This window comes from Amycolatopsis panacis (genome assembly GCF_003600245.1).
In the GTDB taxonomy this organism is placed as follows: domain Bacteria; phylum Actinomycetota; class Actinomycetes; order Mycobacteriales; family Pseudonocardiaceae; genus Amycolatopsis; species Amycolatopsis sulphurea.
In genome coordinates this window covers 30,834-53,814 of record NZ_QZFV01000064.1, presented here as the reverse complement: position 1 = coordinate 53,814, position 22,981 = coordinate 30,834, and the positions used below count along the sequence as shown (strand labels likewise).

The 22,981-nt window shown below is 69.4% G+C and carries 21 protein-coding genes, 1 pseudogene and 1 riboswitch; of the genes and pseudogenes, 12 read left to right on the top strand and 10 right to left on the bottom strand.

Annotation, left to right across the window (positions count from 1 at the left end):
• The first annotated feature begins 18 nt into the window (after window positions 1–18).
• From glmU to D5S19_RS06750, 3 genes are all read left to right on the top strand, one after another.
• Complete coding sequence (glmU, locus tag D5S19_RS06760) at window positions 19–1,509, top strand: bifunctional UDP-N-acetylglucosamine diphosphorylase/glucosamine-1-phosphate N-acetyltransferase GlmU (protein WP_120022454.1); 1,491 nt, start codon at window positions 19–21, stop codon at window positions 1,507–1,509.
• Entirely contained in the window at window positions 1,506–2,486 is a 981-nt protein-coding gene (locus tag D5S19_RS06755; RefSeq protein ID WP_120022453.1) for a ribose-phosphate diphosphokinase, read from the top strand. Before glmU ends, D5S19_RS06755 begins: the two co-directional genes overlap by 4 nt.
• A 185-nt stretch (window positions 2,487–2,671) precedes the next feature.
• Window positions 2,672–3,535 (top strand): TIGR03621 family F420-dependent LLM class oxidoreductase, encoded by an 864-nt coding sequence (locus D5S19_RS06750; RefSeq protein WP_120022452.1) that lies wholly within the window; start codon window positions 2,672–2,674, stop codon window positions 3,533–3,535.
• A 44-nt stretch (window positions 3,536–3,579) separates the two neighbouring features.
• Here D5S19_RS06750 and D5S19_RS06745 read toward each other — a convergent pair whose 3' ends face one another.
• Window positions 3,580–4,224, bottom strand: a complete 645-nt coding sequence (locus D5S19_RS06745) for an NAD(P)-dependent oxidoreductase (RefSeq protein ID WP_120022501.1) — start codon at window positions 4,222–4,224, stop codon at window positions 3,580–3,582.
• Window positions 4,225–4,324: 100 nt separating this feature from the next.
• Window positions 4,325–5,449 (bottom strand): hypothetical protein, encoded by a 1,125-nt coding sequence (locus tag D5S19_RS06740; protein ID WP_199730379.1) that lies wholly within the window; start codon window positions 5,447–5,449, stop codon window positions 4,325–4,327.
• Between the two features lie 317 nt (window positions 5,450–5,766).
• Between D5S19_RS06740 and D5S19_RS06735 the strand changes: the two genes are divergently transcribed.
• The 5 genes from D5S19_RS06735 (at window position 5,767) to D5S19_RS06715 (ending at window position 8,408) form a co-directional block, all read left to right on the top strand.
• On the top strand, window positions 5,767–6,369 hold the full coding sequence (locus D5S19_RS06735; RefSeq protein ID WP_120022451.1) for a 50S ribosomal protein L25/general stress protein Ctc: 603 nt from the start codon (window positions 5,767–5,769) through the stop codon (window positions 6,367–6,369).
• A 9-nt stretch (window positions 6,370–6,378) separates the two neighbouring features.
• The gene (gene pth, locus D5S19_RS06730; protein ID WP_120022450.1) at window positions 6,379–6,972 is read left to right on the top strand and encodes an aminoacyl-tRNA hydrolase; all 594 of its coding nucleotides are present in this window, start codon (window positions 6,379–6,381) and stop codon (window positions 6,970–6,972) included.
• Between the two features lie 183 nt (window positions 6,973–7,155).
• Complete coding sequence (locus D5S19_RS06725; RefSeq protein WP_120022449.1) at window positions 7,156–7,521, top strand: DivIVA domain-containing protein; 366 nt, start codon at window positions 7,156–7,158, stop codon at window positions 7,519–7,521.
• A 123-nt stretch (window positions 7,522–7,644) separates the two neighbouring features.
• Window positions 7,645–7,914, top strand: coding sequence for a type II toxin-antitoxin system TacA family antitoxin (locus D5S19_RS06720; RefSeq protein WP_120022448.1), 270 nt, complete (start codon window positions 7,645–7,647; stop codon window positions 7,912–7,914).
• Window positions 7,911–8,408, top strand: a complete 498-nt coding sequence (locus tag D5S19_RS06715; protein ID WP_120022447.1) for a GNAT family N-acetyltransferase — start codon at window positions 7,911–7,913, stop codon at window positions 8,406–8,408. Before D5S19_RS06720 ends, D5S19_RS06715 begins: the two co-directional genes overlap by 4 nt.
• Window positions 8,409–8,457: 49 nt before the next feature.
• Here the strand turns inward: D5S19_RS06715 and D5S19_RS06710 are convergent, their stop codons facing one another.
• Genes D5S19_RS06710 through D5S19_RS06700 form a run of 3 tightly spaced genes read right to left on the bottom strand, consistent with a single transcriptional unit; the run spans window position 8,458 to window position 12,975 of the window.
• Entirely contained in the window at window positions 8,458–10,146 is a 1,689-nt protein-coding gene (locus D5S19_RS06710) for a fatty acyl-AMP ligase (RefSeq protein WP_120022446.1), read from the bottom strand.
• Between the two features lie 55 nt (window positions 10,147–10,201).
• Window positions 10,202–11,968 carry an ABC-F family ATP-binding cassette domain-containing protein gene (locus D5S19_RS06705; RefSeq protein ID WP_120022445.1) on the bottom strand — a complete coding sequence of 589 codons (1,767 nt, stop codon included), beginning with the start codon at window positions 11,966–11,968 and terminating at the stop codon, window positions 10,202–10,204.
• 38 nt (window positions 11,969–12,006) lie between these two features.
• Window positions 12,007–12,975 carry a 4-(cytidine 5'-diphospho)-2-C-methyl-D-erythritol kinase gene (locus D5S19_RS06700; protein WP_120022444.1) on the bottom strand — a complete coding sequence of 323 codons (969 nt, stop codon included), beginning with the start codon at window positions 12,973–12,975 and terminating at the stop codon, window positions 12,007–12,009.
• Window positions 12,976–13,080: 105 nt separating this feature from the next.
• Here D5S19_RS06700 and D5S19_RS06695 point away from each other — a divergent pair, with 105 nt between their 5' ends.
• Window positions 13,081–13,560, top strand: a complete 480-nt coding sequence (locus D5S19_RS06695) for a hypothetical protein (protein ID WP_120022443.1) — start codon at window positions 13,081–13,083, stop codon at window positions 13,558–13,560.
• A gap of 122 nt (window positions 13,561–13,682) precedes the next feature.
• Here the strand turns inward: D5S19_RS06695 and D5S19_RS06690 are convergent, their stop codons facing one another.
• Window positions 13,683–14,699: a methionine ABC transporter ATP-binding protein gene (locus D5S19_RS06690; RefSeq protein WP_120022442.1), complete on the bottom strand. Its 1,017-nt coding sequence runs from the start codon at window positions 14,697–14,699 to the stop codon at window positions 13,683–13,685.
• Window positions 14,700–14,912: 213 nt separating this feature from the next.
• Window positions 14,913–15,004: riboswitch (SAM riboswitch) on the bottom strand.
• 324 nt (window positions 15,005–15,328) lie between these two features.
• Here D5S19_RS06690 and D5S19_RS06685 point away from each other — a divergent pair.
• Window positions 15,329–15,904, top strand: coding sequence for a TetR/AcrR family transcriptional regulator (locus D5S19_RS06685; protein ID WP_120022441.1), 576 nt, complete (start codon window positions 15,329–15,331; stop codon window positions 15,902–15,904).
• 10 nt (window positions 15,905–15,914) lie between these two features.
• Here D5S19_RS06685 and rsmA read toward each other — a convergent pair whose 3' ends face one another.
• The 4 genes from rsmA to metG all read right to left on the bottom strand — a co-directional run bounded on the left by rsmA (window position 15,915) and on the right by metG (window position 21,415).
• Window positions 15,915–16,757: a 16S rRNA (adenine(1518)-N(6)/adenine(1519)-N(6))-dimethyltransferase RsmA gene (gene rsmA / locus D5S19_RS06680; protein ID WP_120022440.1), complete on the bottom strand. Its 843-nt coding sequence runs from the start codon at window positions 16,755–16,757 to the stop codon at window positions 15,915–15,917.
• A 125-nt stretch (window positions 16,758–16,882) separates the two neighbouring features.
• Window positions 16,883–18,340, bottom strand: coding sequence for a transglycosylase family protein (locus D5S19_RS06675; protein ID WP_407641724.1), 1,458 nt, complete (start codon window positions 18,338–18,340; stop codon window positions 16,883–16,885).
• 347 nt (window positions 18,341–18,687) lie between these two features.
• The gene (locus D5S19_RS06670) at window positions 18,688–19,515 is read right to left on the bottom strand and encodes a TatD family hydrolase (protein ID WP_120022439.1); all 828 of its coding nucleotides are present in this window, start codon (window positions 19,513–19,515) and stop codon (window positions 18,688–18,690) included.
• A gap of 103 nt (window positions 19,516–19,618) precedes the next feature.
• Window positions 19,619–21,415: a methionine--tRNA ligase gene (metG, locus tag D5S19_RS06665; RefSeq protein WP_199730378.1), complete on the bottom strand. Its 1,797-nt coding sequence runs from the start codon at window positions 21,413–21,415 to the stop codon at window positions 19,619–19,621.
• A gap of 116 nt (window positions 21,416–21,531) precedes the next feature.
• Here metG and D5S19_RS06660 point away from each other — a divergent pair.
• Window positions 21,532–22,161 (top strand): annotated as a pseudogene (locus D5S19_RS06660) (ATP-binding protein DrrA1-3 family domain-containing protein); the annotation flags it as partial.
• Complete coding sequence (locus D5S19_RS06655) at window positions 22,151–22,906, top strand: ABC transporter permease (protein WP_120022437.1); 756 nt, start codon at window positions 22,151–22,153, stop codon at window positions 22,904–22,906. The pseudogene D5S19_RS06660 and the gene D5S19_RS06655, both read left to right, overlap by 11 nt.
• Window positions 22,907–22,981: the final 75 nt, after the last annotated feature.

The window sequence follows — 22,981 nt, the reverse complement described above, 5'->3', positions numbered from 1 at the left end:
TGAATCGTTGGGAGCCTTGTGACCACCCCGCTGAGCACGTTGATCCTCGCCGCGGGTGAGGGCACCCGCATGCGCTCGTCCACCCCGAAGGTGCTGCACCCGATCGCCGGGCGGCCCTTGGTGGAGCACGCCGTCCGCGCCGCGGCCGGGCTGGGGCCGCAGCACCTGGTCGTGGTGATCGGCCACGGGCGGGACGCGGTCGGGGCCGAACTCGCCCGCGTCGGCACGGCGCTGGGCCGCGAGGTCGCCACCGCGGTGCAGGAGGAGCAGAAGGGCACCGGGCACGCAGTGTCCTGCGCACTGCACGAGCTGCCAGAAGGGCTCACCGGCACGGTGCTGGTCAGCTACGGCGACGTGCCGCTGCTGGACACCGAGACGCTGGGCGCGTTGCTGGCCGAGCACAACGGCTCGGGCAACGCGGTGACTGTGCTCACTGCCGTCGTCGCCGACCCGACCGGTTACGGCCGCATCGTGCGAGACGGCGAAGGCGCGGTCACGGCCATTGTGGAGCACAAGGACTCGACGCCGGACCAGCTGGAGATCACCGAGATCAACTCCGGCGTGTACGCGTTCGACGCGGCGATGCTCACCGAAGGCCTGTCGCGGCTGTCCACGGACAACGCGCAGGGTGAGCTGTATCTCACCGACGTACTCGGCATCGCGCGCGACGACGGCAAGGGCGTCGGCGCGCTGATCGTCGACGACCCGTGGGTCACCGAAGGCGTCAACGACCGCGTACAGCTCTCAGTGCTCGGCGCGGAATACAACCGCCGCATCGTGCGGCGCTGGCAGCGCGCGGGCGTCACCGTCATCGACCCGAACACCACCTGGATCGAGGCGGACGTCACGCTCTCCCGTGACGTACTGATCGAGCCGAACACTCAGCTCAAGGGCGCCACTTCGGTCGGCGAAGGCTCCGTCGTCGGCCCGGACACCACGCTGACCGACGTGAAGGTCGGCGAAGGCGCCTCGGTGGTCCGCGTACACGGCTCCGGTGCGGAGCTGGGCGACGGCGTGAACGTCGGCCCGTTCACATACCTCCGGCCGGGCACGAAGCTCGGCGCGAAGGGCAAGCTGGGCGCGTTCGTGGAGACGAAGAACGCGGACATCGGCACCGGCTCGAAGGTGCCGCACCTGACGTACGTCGGCGACGCGATCGTCGGTGAGCACAGCAACATCGGTTGCTCAAGCGTGTTCGTGAACTACGACGGGGTCAAGAAGTATCAGACCGTGGTCGGCTCGCACGTGCGCATCGGCGCGGACAACACGCTGGTCGCGCCGGTGCAGATCGGGGACGGCGCTTACAGTGGAGCGGGCGCGGTGATCCGCGACGACGTTCCGCCGGGTTCACTGGCGGTGTCGGCGGGCCCGCAGCGCACCATCGAAGGCTGGGCGGTCCGGCGCAGGCCGGGTACGCCCGCGGCGAAGGCGGCCGAGGCCGCGCTCGCCGCGCAGGACACCGTTGTGTCCGAGTCAGCAGCAGGAACCGACCGGGAGTCACCAGCATGAGTCCGAAGTCAGGGACGCCGAAGAAGAATCTGATGCTCTTCTCCGGCCGTGCGCACCACGAGCTCGCGGAAGAGGTCGCCAAGCACCTGAACGTGACGATCACGCCGCAGACCGCGCACACCTTCGCCAACGGCGAGCTTTTCGTGCGGTTCGAGGAATCGGTCCGCGGGACCGACGCGTTCGTCATCCAGGCGCACACCACGCCCATCAACGAATACGTGATGGAGCAGCTGATCATGGTGGACGCGCTCAAGCGCGCCAGCGCCAAGCGGATCACCGTGGTCATGCCGTTCTACCCGTACGCGCGCCAGGACAAGAAGCACAAGGGCCGCGAGCCGATCTCCGCGCGGCTGATCGCGGACCTGTTCAAGACCGCGGGCGCGGACCGGATCATGACCGTGGACCTGCACACCGCGCAGATCCAGGGTTTCTTCGACGGCCCGGTGGACCATCTGATGGCGCAGTCGGTGCTCGCCGACCACATCCGCGGGACCTACGGCAACGCCGACATCACGGTCGTCTCGCCGGACTCCGGCCGGGTGCGACTGGCCGAGAAGTGGGCGCAGCAGCTGGGTGACCGGCCGATCGCGTTCATCCACAAGACGCGCGATCCGGACAAGCCGAACCAGGCCGTGGCCAACCGCGTGGTCGGCAAGGTCGAGGGCAAGCTGTGCGTGCTGATCGACGACATGATCGACACCGGCGGCACGATCGTGAAGGCCACCGAGGCGTTGCTGGAGCAGGGCGCCGCGGACGTGGTGATCGCGTGCACGCACGGCATCCTGTCCGATCCGGCCACCGCGCGGCTGTCGGAGTGCAAGGCGCGCGAGGTCATCGTGACGAACTCGCTGCCGATCCCGCCGGAGAAGCGGTTCCCCGGGCTCACCGTGCTGTCCATCGCGCCGATGCTGGCCGAAGCGATCCAGCAGGTCTTCGAGGACGGCTCGGTCACCTCGCTGTTCGACGGCGCCGCCTGAGCCGCCGCGGGCACCCGGCGCGCCGGATGCCCGCCTACGCCGATGGTGAACCTGGTGCCGAATCCGGCCGGGGCTGGCTAGACTGTCTCGAAAGTGGCTTGCATGGCGGTGCGGGTAGCGGTGCCGGTTGACGGCCCACAGCAAGCGGCTCCGCCGCTTATAAAACAGAACCTAGTTTCGGCGGTATGAGCGAATTCACTTTCGGCGTGAGCCTGCTGAGCACCACCCGGTGGGCGGAAAAGTGCCGCCGGGCCGAAGAACTGGGCTACGACCACATCGCCGTGCCCGACCACCTCGGGCCGGGACGGCCCGCCCCGTTCCCGGCGCTGGTCGCGGCCGCCGCGGTCACCGAGCGGGTCCAGGTCGGCACGCTGGTGTCGAATGTGCCGTTCTACACCATGGCGTTGTTCGCGCGCGATGTGGCGAGCACGAACCAGCTCGCGGGCGGGCGGCTGGTGCTCGGCGTCGGCTCGGGCCACATGAAGCGCGAGTTCGACGACGCCGGCCTCCCCTGGCAGAAGGCGGCCGACCGGATCACCTACCTCGCCGAGGGGCTCGACGAACTGCGCACCCGGCTGGACGGCGAGGGCGGCATGCCTCGCCTGCTCATCGCCGGCAACAGCGACGGCGTGCTGCGGCTCGCGGCGGAACAGGCGGACATCGTGGGCTTCGCCGGGCTGCGCCAGAAGCGCGGCGCGGCGCCGGGCACGTTCGTGCTCGACAACGCCGAGGTGATGGACGAGCGCGTCCGGTATTTCCGTGCCCTGGCCGGGGAACGCGAGATCGAATACAACATGCTCGTACAACGCGTGGTGATCACCGACGATCGCGCGGCGGTCGCCGAAGAATGGGGGGCCGCCGACACCGAGCACACCGACGGGGCGGTCGAGGAGCTGCTGGAAACGCCACAGCTGCTGTTCGGCACCGAGGACGAGATCGTGGCTCAGCTGATCGCCCGGCGCGAACGATACGGGTTCTCCTACATCACGGTGTTCGAGCCGATGCTGGAGATCTTCGCCCCGATCGTCGCCCGGCTGCGAGGACGATGAACGCAGCGGCCTTGGCAGTGCCGGAGGCTGCCAACGCCGAGGAGTCAGTAGGCGACGGAGAACCGGGCACGCGGATGCTTCGGCTGCTCGATCTCGTCCAGGTAGGCGATCGCGAAGTCCGCGCCGCTGATCCGGGAGTGCCCGTCCGCGGCGGTCAGCAGGACATCGCCGCCCACGCGGAATTTGCCGGTGCGTTCGCCGGGGATCCAGGCACCGAACTCGGCGGCCGGGCTCACGTAGAACCAGTCGACGCCCTCCGGCAGCGCGCGCAACGCCTCCAGGACCTCAGCGTGGCTGCCCGCCTCGCCCTTGTACTCGGCCGGGAAGTCCGGCGTGTCGATCAGCCGCGGGCCGTTTTCGCTGACCCGCAACGAACCGGCACCGCCGACGAACGACAAGCGCGCGTTCGCCGCACGGGCTGCCTTCACGAGAGAGGGCAACGCGTCCAGCAGCCCCTGCCCCTGTTCGTCCGCGGCACCGTGGGTGGCCACCACGAGCACGTCCGCGCCTTTGGTCACTTCGGCGACGAACGTGGCGTCGTGAATCGACCCCGAACGCGCGTCGACGCTTTCCGGCAGCCCCTCTGCCTTGCGTGCCACCCCGACCACGGAATGCCCGCGCCGCAACGCTTCCTCGGTGATCAGGCCACCCGCGTAGCCTGTCGCGCCGAGCACCACCAGCTTGCTCATTTTCGCCTCCACTACCGAATATCCGCTTTCGACGGCGAGGGTAGAGACGAATCTTCGGCTACTTCAACGAAACTGACGCACCTGCGGGTGAGCGTGCAGGTCAGCCGCCGAGCGCGGCGAAGGTGGTGGCCAGCTTCGCCTTGAGCCCGTTCGGGTCGACCGGTACGCGGACTTCGCCGACGGCGGCCGGCTTCGCCTGCACCTGGTAGCTCGCGGTGCGATTCGGCAGGACGAACTTGACCGAGCAGGACATGCTGACGGTCGATCCGGCCGCGGCGTCGGTCTGCGCGGTGCAGGTCTCCACCCCGAGCGTCTCCGCGCTGATCTCCACGGAAAGCTTGAGATGCACCGTCGGCTTGCTGCCCGGCTTGCCGCCCACGACGTTGTTCGCCACGTCCACAGTGGTCTTGCAGGAACCCACGAAGTCCTGACAGTTCAGCTTGTCGCTCAGCACCGTCACGCTCGCCTGGGCGAGCCCGTCGAACGGCTGCCCAAGCCCGTCGACCGCGGCGTCGAAATCGGTGTGGAACTGCTTCAGCTCGGCCCCGGCGAGCGGCCGCACCCGGAACGCGGTGCCGAGCTTCGGCCCGCTGCGCGGATCCAGCAGCGCGGGCGAGAAGGAGACCACTCGGTGCGGTTGCGCCGTGCTCACCTGAAGCGCGCCGAGGCTGCCCAGCTCGTAGACCTCGGTACCGTCGGCCAGCTTCTGCCGCTGCGGCGGACCGGCGCGATACAGCGTGGGGAGCGCGTTGCGCAGCGCATCGGCCAGCTTCGGCGGAGACAGCCGCGCCGCCGGGTCCATCGGCAGCTCCGTGCCCACTGTCTGTACCCAGCCGGTGCCGAACTGTGTGCTGTTCTCCTCGAGGCCGTGCGACTTCCAGTACTCCGCGTCCGCCGAGAGGTACAGCTGTCCGTTCGGCTCGACGAGTTGCACCCGGCGCCCCTCGAACGGCAACGCACCCAGGCCGTCGCCACTGCGGGTGACGCGGAAGCCGAGTTCGGCGGGGTTGCCCGAAGCATCCTTGACGGTCGTGTCGTATTGCAGCGCCGGTGCCTTCGCCAGCTCCTGCAACGCAGCGTCCACAGCGGACTGCTGCTCCGCACGCTGCTGCGCGAGCTGCCGGTCGGCCGCGGACAGCCCGGCGGCACCCGTCACCGAAACCTGGCAGCCCGACAGCAGCCCGCCCAGCAGTACCACCGCCACCGCAGTCCATCGAGCACGCATCACGCCCCTCTTTCCGCGGGCATCATGCCACCCCGGACGCGCTCCCGTCCGGATCGGAATCGTGTCGTCACCGACCCGTTGGCGACGCTCGCCCACCCACCGCGTTTCGCCGGACCCGCGCTGGTCTACACTTGGCGAGTTGTCTCGGCGAGGCGGGCGCACTTTCGCAGTGCCCGGCGTGATCGACGCGGCGGCTCGAGAAGCCCCGTGGTCCGCTCACGCCCGCGAACTCGCCGCCGTGCACAACCGCCCCCGGGCAGAGATCGACGATCCCCGCCGCCTGCCGTACGTCTTTGTTGCTGAAGGAGTGCTAGACCGTGTCCGAGGTACGTCTTTCCGTCGAACCGCGCACCGAGTTCGGCAAGGGTGCTGCCCGCCGCACCCGTCGCGCCGGCAAAATCCCCGCGGTGCTCTACGGGCACGGCTCGGACCCGCGGCACTTCGCGCTGCCGGCCATCGAGTTCGCCCGCGTCGTGCGCGAGAACGGCAGCAACGCCGTGATCACCCTCGACCTGGAAGGGGCCAGCGAGCTGGCGCTGACCAAGACCATCGTGGTGCACCCGCTGAAGAACTACATCGAGCATGTCGACCTGCTGGTCGTCAAGCACGGCGAGAAGGTCACCGTGGACGTGCCGGTCGTCGTCACCGGCTCCGCCGCCCCGGGCACCCTGGTCGCGCAGGACCTGGACACCCTCCAGGTCGAGGTCGAGGCGCTGCACATCCCGGACCAGTTCGAGGTCTCCGTGGACGGCCTGGAGGCCGGCACCCAGATCACCGCCGCCCAGGTCACCCTGACCCCCGGCGCCGTGCTGGTCACCGACGGCGAAGCGCTGGTCGTCGCCGTCAACGAGGCCCCGCGCGGTTCCGCGGACGACGAGGCCGGCGAAGGCGAAGAGACCGCGGCCGAAGCCGCCGAATAAACTCACCGCGTGAGTCAAGACCTGCCTGGGGCCGGCGAGCTGATTCTGCTCGCCGGCCTCGGTAATCCTGGGCCGCAGTACGCGGGCAACCGGCACAACGTCGGGTTCATGGTGCTCGACGAGCTGGCCGGCCGGATCGGCGGGAAGTTCAAGGCGCACCGCAGCGGCGCCGAGGTCTGCGAGGGCAGGCTGGCCGGCCGCCGCGTGGTGCTGGTGAAGCCGCGCTCGTTCATGAATCTCTCCGGTGGCCCGGTGACCGGCGCGGCCCGGTTCTTCAAGGTGGCGCCGTCCGGGATCGTGGTGGTGCACGACGAGCTGGACGTGGAGTTCGGCGCGCTGAAGCTGAAGCTCGGCGGCGGCGACAACGGGCACAACGGACTGCGGTCGATCACGAAGTCGCTCGGCACCCGTGAGTACTACCGGGTGCGGTTCGGCATCGGCCGCCCGCCCGGCCGCCAGGATCCGGCCGATTTCGTCCTCAAGGACTTCTCCACCGTCCAGCGCAAGGAGCTCCCGTTCGAGGTGAGCCGGTGCGCGGACGCCACCGAGGCACTGGTCGCGCACGGGCTCGCGGCGGCCCAGAACGAGTTCCACGCGGGGTGAGCAGGCACTGCTCCCTCTGAGTGATGGACCATTGCGTTCCGTGGTTTTCTTCTCACTCGATGGACGGCTTTCCGCTCCCTGATCGAGTCGTCCGCTGCCCTGTGGGCTTCCGGGTGCCCGGCCGAGGGGTTAGGACGGATCAAGGAGTTCGTCCCATCCCGACCCGGAATCGGAGAATGATCCATGACGTTCACCGCCGAGGACCTCGCCGAGGTCGCCTTCGGTAACGCCCCGATCGGCCGCCGCGGCTACGCCAAGCACGAGGTCGACGACTTCGTCCGCCGTATCGCGAAAACGATCGCCGACCAGGACGATCTCACCGCCGCGGAGGTGCACCACGTGCTGTTCGGCAAGCCGCTGATCGGCAAGCGCGGCTACGACGAACGCGAGGTCGACGAGTTCCTCGACGCGGTGGAGGAGCAGCTGGCCAACCGGTCCGGCAAGCACGCGCCGCTCGTACCCGAAGCGCGGGCGGAGGCCGAGGCCACCGCGGAACGCGCTGCCCGGCCGTCCTCGGAAACCCCTGCGGAGCAGGTGCCCGGCCACTGACCTGCCGGGCAGGCCCCGGTCACCGCGGCTGGCACCGGCACCTTGAGGTGCGGGTGCCAGCCGCCACCAGTCACATCGTCACCACATTTGTCGAACTCCGTACAAACACCGTACATTGGCGGCATGACAACCAAGAAAGCCCGCTTGGACTTCCGGCTCGATCCCGAGGTCAAGGCCCGAATCGAGCGGGCAGCCAAGCTTACCCACGAGTCCACCAGCGGCTTCGTCGTGCACGCCGCCGCCGCAGCAGCGGATCACGTCCTGGCACGCGCGGACGTCACGATGATGCCGGCAGAGCAGTTCGACAGGCTCTACGCCGCACTGGACCTGGCCGACGAAGCGCCGAATCTGCGGAACTCGGCACGGCGCGAGCGGAAGTACATTCGCGAGTGACGGACTACACCTCGGTCGCCCTGAACGCCAACCACGAGCTGAGCAGCTTCGATTGCGGCGTGAAATCATTCGATGACTGGCTGAACGAGCAGAGCGTCCGAGCAATGCGTCAAGGGACGGCGAGAACTCAGGTCTGGGTCACACCGGAAAGTGACAAAGTCGTCGCGTATTACTCGATAACTCCTCATGCGGTGAGCCGGGCAGAACTGAGCAGCTCAATGGCCGGTGGCGCCACGACCATACCTTGCTATCTACTCGCCCGACTGGCCCTTGACCAGCAGATACAGGGCTTCGGCCTCGGCGGCGAACTACTTCACGACGCACTCGTGACGATCCTGAATGCAGCAGACCGCGCAGACGGTCGGCTTGTCGTGGTCGACGCGATTGATGACCACGCCGCAAAGTTCTATCAGAAATACGACTTCCAACCGGTCAAAGACAATCCGCGACGGCTTGCGATGAAAATCGCAACACTACGCAAAGCTCTGAGGTAAGGCACACCCGCGGGCTTCGATTCCCGGTTTTGTCACCGGTCGCCGCCGGTCAGGAATCCGCGTTCTTCGCGATCCGCTCGGCGTACTGCTGCGCGGTGGCGGCCCGCCGGACCTTGCCGGACGGTGTCTTGGGCAGGCTGCCCGCCGGCAGCACCACCACCGAGAACGGGCGCATGTCCACGGCGGCCCGCACCCGGGCCACGACCTCCTTGGCCAGCCGCCGTTCGGCCTCCACGTCCCCGGCCAGTTTGGACTCCACGATCACCGCGAACCGTTCACGCCGGCTGCCCGCGTCGAGCCGGACCGCGACCGCGTTGCCCGCGCGCACCCCGTCCACCGCGCCCGCGGCCCGTTCGATGTCGGTGGGGTACAGGTTGCGGCCGCCCATGATGATCACGTCCTTGCGCCGGCCGCAGACCACGATCTGGCCGTCCACCAGGTAACCGAGGTCGCCGGTCAGCAGCCAGCCCTCGGCGTCCTGAGTGGCCAGTGGCCCGTGCACGGTCAGGTATCCCGGTGTCACCGCCTCGCCGCGCAGCCGGATCTCGCCGACCTCGCGCTCCCCGAGCACGCTGCCCTTCTCGTCGACCACGTCCGCTTCCAGTCCGGCCAGAGGACGGCCCAGCATCGCGAACGACCGGACCGCCTCCGTGCCGCGGCGCGGATCGCCCTCGGGCACCGGCACCGCGCGGTTGTCCGCTTCGAGCGCTTCGGCTTCCACGACGTCGAGCGTGAGCCCGGTCAGCAACGGCGCGAACGAAACCGCGAGGGTCGCCTCGGCCATGCCGTAGGCGGGGAACACACATTCGGGCCGCATCTTGAAGCGCCGGCCGGCTTCGACGAAGGTCCGCACGGCCGCCTCGTCGACCGGCTCGGCGCCGTTGAGCGCGATACGCAGCGTGGACAGGTCGTACGCGTCGTCCTCGTCCACCCGGGCCATGCGCCGCCCGACGATGGCGTAGGCGAAGTTCGGGGCGGCAGTGGCCGTGCCGCCGTACTTGCTGATCAGCTCCGGCCAGATCAGCGGTCCAGTCAGGAATTCGACCGGAGTGATCTTGACCAGCTCGATGCCGTGGGTCATCGGCAGGGTCAGGAAGCCGACCATGCCCATGTCGTGGAAGGTCGGCAGCCAGGACACCATCACGTCGTGGTCGAGATCGAACTGCGCGCCCTCGATCATGGCCTTGACGTTGACGTGGAGGTTGCCGTAGGTGATCCGCACCGCCTTCGGCTCGGCGGTGGAGCCGCTGGTCAGCTGCAGCAGCGCGGTGTCCTCCTCGGTCGTGGGCACCGGGGCGGCCAGCGGCTCGCTCCCGGCCAGCTCGCTGATCAGCCGGTACCGGATGCCCTTCTCCGCCAGCACCGGTGCGAGCTGGTCGAACGGCTCGCCGAGCAGCACCAGCCCGGCGCCGATCATGCCGAGCACGGTCAGCGTGTCCTCGGCCCATTCGGCGAGATCGGTGCGCGCGGTCGGCTGGTGCAGCATGGTCACGCTGCCACCGGTCAGCCAGACCGCCTGCACGGCCGGGGCGATGAGCACCGGCGCGGCGGCCAGCACCGCCACCGCGCTGCCCGGTTCGAGACCGCCGGAGACCAGGCCGCCCGCGAACACGCGGGCCTGCTCGTGCACCTGCGCCCAGGTCCGGCGCACCGGTTCCTTCGGCTCCCCGGTGACCATCCCCCGCTGCTGACCCCGCCCCGCCGCCGTTGCGACGAGTGTGTCCACGAACCGACTCATGGGCGCAAGATTACTGTCTGGTTGTCAACGCCCGTCCGCGGTGGCGGGCACGGCGTCATTCCAGCGTTTCCGAGGTCTCCAGCCAGCGGGCCTCGACCTCGTCCTTCTCCACCAGCACGGCCTTGAGCTCGGTGTTCAGCTCGATCAGCCGCGCCGGGTCGGTGGCCGCCTCGGCCAGCGCCGCGTGCAGCTTCTCCTCGCGCGCGGACAGCTGATCGAGCTTGCGCTCCAGCCTGCCGAGCTCCTTCTGCGCGGCCCGGATCTCCGCGGCACTGCGCCTGGCCTCAGCCTTGCCCGGTGCGGCGGCCACCCGGCGCGGAGTCTCCCGGACGCTCGCGCGGCGCTGGAGATACTCCTCGATCCCGCCCGGCAGGTGGGTGACCCGGCCGTCACCGAACAATGCGTACGTCGCGTCGCAGACGCGCTCGACCAGGTACCGATCGTGCGAGACCACGACCATCGTGCCCGGCCAACCGTCGAGCAGGTCTTCCAGCTGCTGCAGGGTGTCGATGTCCAGATCGTTGGTGGGTTCGTCGAGCAGCAGCACGTTGGGCTCGGCCATCAGCAGCCGGCACAGCTGCAGCCGGCGACGCTCACCCCCGGAGAGATCGCCGACCGGCGTCCACTGCCGGGCCGCCGGGAAGCCCAGCTTCTCGCCGAGCTGCGAGGCGGTCATCTCCTGCTTGCCGAACACCACCCGACCGGCGACCTGCTCGATCGCCTGCAGCACCCGCAGATCGCCGGGCAGATCGTCGAGTTCCTGGCGCAGGTGCGCGAGCGCGACCGTCTTGCCCTCGATCCGCCGCCCGGTCGCGGTGGCGAGGTCACCGCCGAGCAGCTTGAGCACCGTGGTCTTGCCGGAACCGTTCACCCCGACCAGGCCGATCCGGTCGCCGGGGCCGATCCGCCAGGTCACGTGGTCGAGCAGGGTCCGCTCGCCCACCGAGATCGAGGCGTCCTCCAGCTCCAGCACGGTCTTGCCGAGGCGCCGCTTCGCGAAGGCCTGCAATTCCACCGAATCCCGCGGCGGCGGCACGTCCGCGATCAGCGCCTCGGCGGCCTCGACGCGGTAGCGCGGTTTGGACGAACGGGCCTGCGGGCCGCGGCGCAGCCACGCCAGCTCCTTGCGGGCCAGGTTCTGCCGCTTCTCCTCGGCGGTCGCGGCGAGCCGGGCGCGTTCGGCGCGGGCGAAGATCCAGTCCGCGTAACCACCCTCGTACTGCTCGACGCGGCCGTTCGCGACCTCCCAGGTGAGGCTCGCGACGGTGTCCAGGAACCACCGGTCGTGGGTCACCACCACGACCGCGATCCGGCGGCCGAGCAGGTGGTCGGCGAGCCAGCGCACGCCCTCCACGTCGAGGTGGTTGGTCGGCTCGTCGAGCACCACCAGGTCCAGCTCACCGGTGAGCGCGGCGGCCAGCGCGACCCGGCGGCGCTCCCCGCCGGAGAGGTTCGCGGTGGCCGTGTCCAGCCCGATCGCGGTGATCTCCAGACCGTCCACAATGGACCTGACGCGCGGGTCGGCGGCCCATTCGTGCTCGGCGCCGTAGCGCTGCAGCACGACATCGGCCACGGTGCTGCCCGGTGGCAGTTCGGTGCGCTGGGTGACCACCGCCATCCGCAGGTCGCGAACCTGGCTCACCCGGCCGGAATCCGGCTCGCTCAGTCCGGAAAGGACTTCCAGCAGGGTGGTCTTGCCACCACCGTTGAGCCCGACCACGCCGATCCGCTGCCCTTCGGCGACGCCGAGGGAAACCTTGTCCAGCAGCGGTTTCACCCCGTAGGACTTGCTCACCGACTCCAGGTTGACCAGATTGGCCATCCGCTTGGCCCGTTCCTTTCCACAGTGGACAGATTTACTCAGGCGTGCACGCGCGGGGGCGCGTTGCGCGGCGAGTCGTCCCCGCCTACCACCCGGGCACCGGGCACCGGGCCGTGCGCGACCCGCACCGTGCGGCACACCCCGGCGCCGGACAGCTCGGCGGCAATCTCGACCGCCGTCTCCGCGTCCGCGCAGAGGAACGCGCAGGTCGGCCCCGAGCCGGACACGCACCCGGCGAGCGCGCCCGCGTTCACCCCGGCGCGCAGCGTACGGCGCAGCCCCGGCCGCAGGGACACGGCGGCGGCCTGCAGATCATTGCCGAGCAGCAGGGCCAGCTGCCGTGGATCACCGGAGGCCAGCGCCTCGACCACCGGCGTATGCGCACCGATCCGCGGCGGTTTCCCCTCGGACCGCAACCGGTCCAGCTCACCGAACACCTTCGGCGTGGACAGACCCTTCTCATCGAAGGCCAGCACCCAGTGGAAGGTGTGCCGCGAGAGCACCGGCACGAGCCGCTCGCCCCGCCCCGTGCCCAGCGCCGTCCCGCCGTAGAGCGCGAAGGGCACGTCGCTGCCGAGCCGCCCGGCGAGTACCGCCAGCTCGTCACGGGTCACGTCGAGCTTCCACAGCGAGGCCAGCCCGACCAGCGCCGCGGCCGCGTCCGCACTGCCGCCCGCCATGCCACCGGCGACGGGAATGCCCTTGCGCAGCACGATCCGCACCTTTGGATCCCCGGCATCGGGACGGCCGACGTAGGCGGCCAGCTCGCGGGCCGCGCGCCAGGCGAGGTTGTTCTCGTCGGTGGGCACCACGCGCTCCCCCTCGCCGTAGACCTCCAAACCCGGCTCTTCGGTGACCGCGACGGTGACCTCGTCGGTCAGCGACAGCGCCTGGAACACGGTGACCAGCTCGTGGAACCCGTCCGCCCGCAGATCTCCGACGGCCAGGTGCAGGTTGACCTTGGCCGGGACCCGGACGGTGACTGGTGGTGGAACTACGGCGAGCACCCGTCCAGCCTACGTGGCCGGGTCGGCGGCCTTCTCACCAGGAGAAAACGTGCCGGAGGCGGGGCGGGGACTGGACAGGGGGTACTTTGGAAGTAGTTTTGAAGTATGACCATGACGGAAGTCAACATCTCCGAGCTGTCCCTGCATCCGCGCCGGGTCGTGGCCCAGCTCGAGCGGTCGGCGGAGCGGTCGGTGCGGATTCGCCGCCGGGAGAAGGATCAGCAGGATCTGCTGCTGATCACCGCCGAACGGGCGGAACAGGTGGTCGCCGCGGCGTCGGCGACCACGAAGATCTTCGTGGAGCTGCTGCGCCGCAGCGATCAGGCGGTCACCCTCGCCACCGAGGTGCTGCCGACCGCCTTCCCCTGGGTCCGGTACCTGCCGAAGGCGGATGTGCAGACCTTCGTGATGGAGCTGATCGAGACGCTTGAGCGCGCCGAATCCCTCGGCAACCCGGCGCCGGTCGCCATCCTGGTCGCGAAGTGGAAGCGGACCGCGGAGATCCACGCGGATCCCGAACTCGCCGCCATTCTCGGCCGGCCCGGCGAGGACCTCGGCGAAGTTCCGCCGCCCGGGCACCCGTGAGCCCGGCGACCGGCCGCGAACGGGCGATCCGGTTCGGCTGTGAAGGGTCCCTTCACGGACTCTGAGTCCGTGAAGGGACCCTTCACAGCTTTCAGCGCGTCCGGACGGCAGCCGGCGACAACTCAGGCAGCCACGCCCTGCGGGCCGCGGACGGACTGCGGCTGGGCCACATACGCGCCACGGTCGGCGATCCAAGCCAACGCGGCGTCGGCGCGCTCGCCGCGGACGCCCACGCGGAAGCGGGCGACCGGAGTGTCCCCGAGGCGAGTCAGGCCACCGCCGATGGTGGACAGCTCCACGTCGAAGCGGGTGGCCGCCTCCGGAAGCAAGGCACCGACCGTGGCAAAGCCGATCAGCACCACGTCGGCCGACCGGTCGTACTTGGCCGCCTGCGCCCGGCTCGTCTCGATCGAGGGCAGCACCGCCTGCGCGGTCCAGCTCGCCGGCGAGGAGATCAGGTCCAGCAGCGAACCCCGCTCCACCACGACGCCGTTGTCGAGCACCGCGACGTCGTCGCACACCCGGCGGACCACGCCCGCGTCCTGGGTGGTCACCACGACCGTGACACCCAGCTCCGCACGGGCCCGGTCCAGCACGGCGAGCACCGCGCCGGCGTCCTCGGGGGCGACCCCGGAGGTCGGGTCGTCGGCGACGAGCACGGCCGGTCCGGCGGCCAGCGCCCTGGCCACGGCGACCCGGCGGCGCTGCCCGTCGGTCAGCTCGCCCGGCTTCTGCCCGGCACGGGCGGTGAGCCCGACCAGGTCCAGCAGCGAGCCGACCCGGCTGCGGCGTTGCGGGCCGTCCACGCCGAGCTGTTCCAGCGGAGCGGCGACGTTCCCGGCGATGGTGCGCTCGGCGAGCAGCTCGGACTTGGCGCCGACGGCGCCGAGCCGGCGGCGGATCTCCCGCAGCCGGCGGCCGTCCAGGGTGCCGGTGTTGAGCCCGTCGAGCCGCACCACGCCGCGGTCCGGGCGCTCCTGCAGGGCAATGCACCGGGCGAGGGTGGACTTGCCGGAATCGGCCGGTCCCACCACGCCGAACAACGAGCCGGCCTGCACCTCGACACTCACGTCACGCAGGGCGGCGACTCGATTTCCGTTGAAAGGAAAGGATTTTGACACATTTTCGACAGTGATCACGAATATGCTCCAGGCAAGGGGCGCAGCACCGGTTCCGGGCGCACCAGGCGTCCTTGGATGACCGTCCTCAAAGGACGGTGTGGCGAATCGCGGAAAAGCGGATCAGGCGATGGCCATGGAGCGTCGACACGCACTTACCGTGCGGCGACCTTCGTCGACTACGCGGCGCCGGGTCAGCAGGAGCGGGCGGGCGAGCGTCTGCATCGGAAACGGCCTCCATCGGTCCTGGCGGTAGCACCTGCCCACCTTGCGGGTGGTTGCTGCGACTTCGGCGAGCCAGGTCTCTCAGTCGCTCGGGATGGACGTCTTCGAGTAAAGCCGATCCCACAGACTGAACGCAAGCACGTTGGTGCAGATCACACGAGTGGTCGCGGGCCGGTGGTGAAATCCGCGCCCGGCCTGCGGGGACCGGAAAGTTCCGCCACCGAACGGTCCGGCAGCCCGCGCTCACCCCGAGAATCCCTTGTGGACACTTGACAACCGCCTCGCACCGCCTTTTTCCTGCCGGGGATCACGCCAGCGACCGGATGAGCCTGCCCCGGGATAGTTCACAAAGATGAGCAAATCCGGTCTTCTTGGTACCGCTGTATCAGATACGCTCGTACCACCTCGGGAACGGAGAACGGCGGGTGCCTCAGCGGGTGGACCACGACCAGCGCCGCCGCGAGATCGCCGGAGCGGTCTGGCGGATCGTCGCGGATCGTGGGCTGGATTCCGTGCGCATGCGCGAAGTTGCCGCAGAAGCGGGCGTGTCACTGCGGCTGGTGCAGTACTACTTCGAGACCAAGCACAATCTGCTCGTACTGGCGCTGCGTTATCTCCGCGAGGACACCGAACGCCGGGCGCGGGAACGCATCGAAGGGCAAGCCGGCCAGAGCGCACGCGGCGTGCTGCGGGGCGTGCTCACCGGGCTGCTGCCGTTGGACATCGAGAGCGAGTTCGCACTGCGCGTGCGGCTCGCCTACTTCAGCCGCTCGTATCGCGAGCCGGGAGTGTTCCCGGACCGTGACATCGCGCTGGAAGACCTGGTCACGCACCTGCTCGAACAAGGCGAGCCGATGCCGGGCATCCGGCCGCAACACGAGGCGGACCTGCTGGTGTCCGGGATCACCGGCCTCGGCTTCGACATCCTGCGCGGCCGCCGGCGGACGACCGCCGTACTGGCCACGCTCGACTACCACTTGGACCGGATCTTCGGCCCCTGACCACCGCGGGTCAGACGTCGGCGGCGGCGATCCGGGCGAACGCGTGCACGTCGAGCTGTTCGCCGCGGCTGCGCGGGTCGATCCCGGCCGCGGCGAGCAGCTCCCCGGCGCGTTCCGCCGAGCCCGCCCAGCCGGCCAGCGCGGCCCGCAAAGTCTTGCGGCGCTGGGAAAACGCGGCGTCCACGACGGCGAACAGCCGAGCCCGGTCGACCGCGGTGACCGGATCGGTGCGTTCGAAGGACACCAGTGCGGAATCCACGTTCGGCACCGGCCAGAACACGTTCCGCGGCACCGGGGCGACCTTGCGTGCCGGTCCGTACCAGGCGAGTTTCACGCTGGGCACGCCGTAAGTGCGGCTGCCCGGCCCGGCGGCCATCCGGTCGGCCACCTCGGTCTGGACCATCACCAGCCCGCGCCGCAGCGATGGCAGCTCGGCGAGCAGGTGCAGCACGACCGGGACGGCGACGTTGTACGGCAGGTTCGCCACGAGCGACACCGGTTCCGCGGGCAGATCCGCGGCCCGCACGCGCAACGCGTCGGCACCGACCACGGACAGCCGTTCCGCCGCTTCGGGCGCGCGCTCAGCCGCCGTTTGCGGCAGCCGTGCGGCGAGCACCGGGTCGATCTCCACCGCGACGACCTGCGCGCCGGCGGAGAGCAGACCGAGCGTCAGCGACCCGAGACCAGGCCCCACCTCCAGCACGACGTCCCCGGGCCGCACCCCACCGAGTTCGACGATGCGGCGGACGGTGTTGGGGTCGTGCACGAAGTTCTGCCCGAGCTTCTTCGTGGGCCGGACGTCGAGTTCGTCGGCCAGCCCGCGGATTTCGGCAGCCCCCAGCAGTTCCACCACCGCACGAGCCTACCCACCACCGCCCGCGCCTCGACAACCCGGTAACGCCGTGAAGGGTCCCTTCACGGACTCAAAGTCCGTGAAGGGACCCTTCACAGCCTTCAGCTGTCCAAAGCCAACGGGACTCAGGCCTTGTAGCCGCAGCCCCAGGCGCTGTAGCCACCGCGGGCGGCGCGCACCTTCTCGGCCACCGCGATCTGCTGCTCGCGGGTGGCCTTGTCGGCGGTGGGGGCGTACTGGCCGCCGCCGTAGGCGTTCCAGGTCTGCTTGTCGAACTGGAGGCCGCCGTAGTAGCCGTTGCCGGTGTTGATCGACCAGTTGCCGGTCGACTCGCACTGCGCGATGCGGTCCCACACGCCGGTGTCGCCGATGGCGGGCTGTGGCGCCTGCTTGGTGCCGACCTTGATGATCTTCGGCTTGGGCGCGGTGACGACCTTCTCCGAGACATTCTCGCGAGAGACCTCTGCGCCGTTCTTCTTGGTGACCTTGTAGGTGACCACCTTCTTGCCCGGGGTACCCGGGTCCGCGACGCTCTGCTCGCCCTTGAGCTGCGTCGGGTCGTCGACCTTCTGCACCTCCGGGTCGATGGTCTCCTCCTGCTCGACCATCGAGACGCCCATCCGCGAGACGTGCACCTCGGCGCCGTCCTTGAGCGAGACGTCGAGACCACCGTCGATCGCGTCGTCCGGACCGAGGTTGAGCTTGAGGTCGGAGGCGAACTCCTTCGTGGTGACCGCGGTGGTGGTCACCTGGCGCGGCGCGTTGGTGCCGTCGTAGAGCGTGATGTGCTTCTTGGTCTTGACCTGCACCGTGGAGCCCTCAAGGGGCAGCGCGCCGGAGGAGGGCAGCGAGGTCCAGGCGCCCTGCGCGACAAGGTCGCTCATGCCGAGCTGCGTCAGCGCGTCGCCGAGGGTGGTGGCGCGTACCCACGAGGGCCGCTGCACGCCGTCCACGACCAGGTCCAGCTTGCGTCCGCGCTCAAGCTTGATGACGCCGCGGTCGCCGACCGCGGCCTGCGGGGAGGGCGAGAGCGAGTCGTGCTCGCCGACCGAGAGACCGGCTTCCTTGAGCACCTCGCCCACGGTGCCGCCGTAGCTGTGCACGGTGCGCTGCTGGCCGTCCACGTCGACGGTGATGCTCTTGTTCATCGCCAGCGCCGCGGCACCGCCGCCGCCGACGGTGACCATGACCGCGAGCACGGCGCCCTTGAGGAAGCGGCGCTTCCAGGTGCGGGTGGCCTCGCGCAGGCCCTCCTCCGCGGCGGCCTGCTTGGCCTGCGGCGTGGCGGTCGAGTCCTCGGCCAGCTCGTCGGGCAGGTACAGCGGCGGGAGCATGGTGGTCTCGGCGTTGATCAGCCGGATCAGCTCGTCAACGTCGACGTCGATCTCCGCCATCAGCATGTCGGCGTCGGGGCCGAGCGCGGTGAGCACGTCCTGCTGAGTCACATGCAGCTCGTCGGAGAAGTCCAGCTGCCCGTACGCGGTGTCTTCAAGCTCGCGGTCGAGGACCGCCACCGAACCCGCGGAGGAGAAGTAGTCGGGCTCCGCCTCGGGGCGTGCGCCACCCTGCCTGCTACCAGTCACCGGGTCGTTCCCTTTCCCAAGGCGACCGCGTGATCGCAGTCGCCTTTCGGTCGCGACGCATCCGAGGATGCGCCTCTCAAGTCCGACACCCCCAGCCAGCGCCATCGTCACGGTTCCGGGCCGTACCTGCCCCGGTTCCGCTTCCCCGACGTGCACTGACGTGACTGGTGGGCGTATCAGCCGGCATCCGCTGCGCGGTACCGACCGGCACGATCACGGGACAGTAACGGGTCTCGCGAGGTTGCGCAAACACCCCCCGGAGTGTCGTGACTTGAGTCACTCATCAGGTGGATGAACGGGCAGACCCGAACGTCGCAATCCGTGCAACCCGAAGTGACACAACGAGTTCACGTCACCGGGAGGCCGTACACCCGCTCGGCAGCGGATCGAACAGCGTTCGCCACTTCGTGCACAGCCTCGCCCCGCAGCGCCGCGAGCTGACGGACTGTGTAGGCCGTGCAGTACGGCTCATTGGGCCGCCCACGGAACGGGTGGGGCGTCAGGAACGGCGCATCGGTTTCGACGAGGAATTGGCCACGGGGCGCGATCCTGGCCGCTTCGTGCAGCCCGCGGGCGTTCTTGAAGGTGACTGTGCCGGCAAAGGACAGTACGTAGCCGTTGTCGAGACACTTGCGGGTCATCTGCTCGTCACCGGAAAAGCAGTGGAACACGACCGTCTCCGGCGCGCCCTCTTCATCGAGGATGCGAAGCACGTCTTCGTGCGCTTCGCGGTCGTGGATCATCAGCGTCTTGCCGAGCCGCTTCGCGAGGTCGATGTGCCAGCGGAACGCTTCCTGCTGGGCTTCGCGCGGCGCGTAGTCCCAGTAGTAGTCGAGGCCGGTCTCGCCGATCGCGACCACCCGTTCACTACGGGCCAGTCGTTCCACTTCGGACCGCTCCGGCTCGCCGAAGTCCTTGGTACGCGTGGGATGGAGCGCCACCGCGGCGTACACCCGCGGGTCCCAGGTGGACGCTTCGACCGCCCAGCGCGCAGCGGTGAGGTCGTCCGCGACGGTGACCACCCGGGCCACCCCGGCCCGCTCGGCGCGGTCGAGCATCGCGGTCACGTCGGCCGCGTCGACCGCACCACAGGCGTCGAGATGGGTGTGTGCGTCGACCACCGTGACGGGGAGCCGGTCCGGAATGGGAGGTAGTGCGCGCTTGTCTTCACCCATACCCACGAACCTAACCACCCGCCCCGGGCGCCTCACTCGCGCCCAAGGTCTGTGAAGGGACCCTTCACGGACGCTGCGTCTGTGAAGGGTCCCTTCACAGCTTTCAGTCGGTGACGATCGGGGCCCAGTCCGGGCCGGTTTCGCCCAGCTTCGGGTCCAGCTTGGTGAAGAGGGGGGTCGGCTTGGCCAGCGGACGGCCGATCTCGACGGGCTTCGACGCCCAGTGGGCCTGTTCGCTCGCATAGTCGCCGGTGAGGATCGGGTTGATCCGGCCGGGCACGTCGAGGTCCTCGACCTCTTGCAGCTCCGGCTGAGCAGCCCACACGCCGGTGCCGCCGAGCGCCTCGTGGACCTTCTGGGCCGAGTGCGGCAGGAACGGCGTCAGCAGCGTGTTGGCGTCGCTCACGACCTGCAACGCGGTGTGGAGCACGGCGTCGCGACGCTCCGGATCGTCCTTGAGCTTCCACGGTTCCTGATCGGACAGATACCGGTTGGCCGCGGTGACCACGCGCATCGCCTCCGCCGCGGCCAGCTTGAACCGGGAACGGCCCAGGTGCGCGCCGGCGGTGTCGAACGCCTGCCGGGACAAGGCCTTCAGCTCCTCGTCCGCGGGAGCGGGCTTGGCCGGCGCGGGGACCGCTCCGTTGTTCTTGTGCGCCATCGAGATCGACCGGTTGACCAGGTTGCCCCACTCGTTGGCCAGCTCGAAGTTGGTCCGGCGGACGAACTCGTCCCAGGTGAAGTCGGTGTCCTGGGTCTCCGGGCCGGCCACCGAGATGAAGTAGCGCAGCGCGTCCGGGCCGAACTCGCGCAGGAAGTCGTGCACGTAGATGACCGTGCCGCGGGAGGTGGAGAACTTCGAGCCGCTCATGGTGAGGAACTCGCTGGAGACGATCTCGTCCGGCAGCCGCAGCGCCCCGTACCGCCCCGGCTCACCGCCGCGGTCGCCCGTGCCGTTCTGGCCGAGCAGCAGCGCGGGCCAGATCTGCGCGTGGAAGGTGATGTTGTCCTTGCCCATGAAGTAGTAGGCGCGCGCGGCGTCGTTGGCCCACCACTCCTGCCAGGCATCCGGGGTGCCGTTGCGGCGAGCCCACTCGACGCTCGCGGAGAAGTAGCCGATCACCGCGTCGAACCACACGTAGAACCGCTTGAGCGGCTGTTCGCGCCAGCCGTCGAGCGGGATCTTCACGCCCCAGTCGAGGTCACGGGTGATCGGCCGGGGCCGCATGTCGTCGATCAGGTTGCGGGTGAAGTTGAGGACGTTCGGCCGCCAGTCGGTCTTGGTGGTCAGCCAGTCGCCGAGGGTCTTGGTGAAGGCGGGCAGATCGAGGAAGAAGTGCTCGGTCTCGACGAACTTCGGCGTCTCGCCGTTGATCCGGGACTTCGGGTTGATCAGCTCCGCGGCGTCGAGCTGGTTGCCGCAGTTGTCGCACTGGTCGCCGCGCGCGCCGTCGTACCCGCAGATCGGGCAGGTGCCCTCGATGTAGCGGTCGGGCAGGGTCCGGCCGGTGGACGGGCTGATCGCGCCGCGGGTGGTCTTCGGGACCACGTAGCCGTTGCGGTGCAGGGCGAGGAAGATCTGCTGGGTCACCTCGGCGTGGTTGCCGGTGGAGGTGCGGGTGAACAGGTCGTAGGACAGGCCCAGCCCGCGCAGGTCCTCGTCGATCTGGCGGGTGTACTTGTCCGCGGTCTGCTGCGGGGTCATCCCCTCCTTGTCCGCCTGGACGGTGATCGGGGTGCCGTGCTCGTCGGTCCCGGACACCATGAGCACCCGGTTGCCGGCCATTCGCTGGTAGCGGGAGAAGACGTCGGACGGGACGCCGAATCCGGACACGTGGCCGATGTGGCGGGGGCCGTTGGCATAGGGCCAGGCCACCGCGGTCAACACAGGGGTGCTCATACCTGTTTAGCCTACGGATGCGGCCTGCGCGGTGGTGCACGGGCCGGTCGCCACGCCGCGGGCTGTGAAGGGTCCCTTTACGGACGCTGAGGCTGTGAAGGGACCCTTCACAGCCCGCACGGGGGGCGAACCTGATCGGACTCGACCAGCGGCTCACCAAGACGCTGTCCGGTGGGCAGCGGCGCCGGCTGGACATCGCGATGGGCCTGATCCACTCGCCCGCGCTGGTCTTCCTCGACGAGCCCTCCACCGGGCTCGACCCGCAGAGCCGGGCCAACCTGTGGGAGCACATCCGCCGGCTGCGCACCGACCAGGGCGTGACGATCTTCCTCACCACGCACTATCTCGACGAGGCGGACGCGCTGGCCGACCGGCTGATCGTGATCGACGACGGCCGGATCGTCGCCGAGGGCACGCCGGATTCGCTGAAGGCCCGGGTCTCCGGCGACGGCGTGGCGATCGAGGTACCCATCGAGACCAGCGCGGCCGCCGCCGAGCTGGCCGGACGGCTCAGCGGCGCGCACGACCTCGAAGTCGACGGCGGCACGGTGCGGTTCCGGGTACCGCGCGGGGACACCGCGCTGCCTGAGCTGCTGCGTGCGCTCGACGGGCAGCGCATCCCGCTGACCGCCATGCAGGTCACCCGTCCGACCCTGGACGACGTGTTCCTGACTCTGACCGGCCGCTCACTGCGCGACGCCGAGGAGCAGCCTGCCGGGGAACCGGAGGTGTCCCATGCTGTCTGACATCTGGCTGATCTTCCGCCGGGACCTGACCGCCGCGCTGCGGAACCCTGCGTGGCTGCTGATCGGCATCATGCAGCCGCTGCTGTACCTGTTCTTCTTCGGGCCGCTGCTGGTCCGCGCGCTGAACGCGCAGGGGTTGTCCGATGTGGACGGCTGGATGGTACTCACCCCGGCATTGATCGCGCAGCTGGCCCTGTTCGGCAGTTCGTTCGTGGGCTTCGGCCTGCTGGCCGACTTCCGCTCCGGGGTGGTCGAGCGGATGCGGGTCACCCCGGTCAGCCGGGCCGCGCTGCTGCTGGGGAAGGTGCTGGCGAACGCGCTGCAGGCGGTGGTGCAGTCGGTGCTGATCATCGTGCTCGCCTACCTGGTGTTCGATCTGAACGCACCGGTCGCCGGGGTGCTGCTGATCGTGTTCCTGCTGGCGCTCACGCTGGCGTCCTGTTCGTACGCGCTGGCGCTCACGCTCAAGAGCGAGGAGTCGTTCCCAGCGCTGCTGAACGCGGTGCTCATGCCGTTGCTGCTGCTGTCCGGGATCCTGATCCCGATCACCGCGGGGCTGGCACCCAAGTGGCTGTACACGATCTCGCAGATCAACCCGTTCCGGCACGTGGTCGACGTGGAGCGCAACAGCTTCCGCGGCGACTTCACGATGGACGCGCTGTTCACCGAGAGCGTGGTGGTGCTGGTGATGGCCGTGCTCGCGGTGTGGTGGGGAACGCGCACGTTCCAGCGGGAAAACGCCTGATCACGCACACCGACACGCCGGGAAAGGTCACCTCGCGCGCCATCGCGGCACGTAGGGTGGCCTTTCACCCGTCGT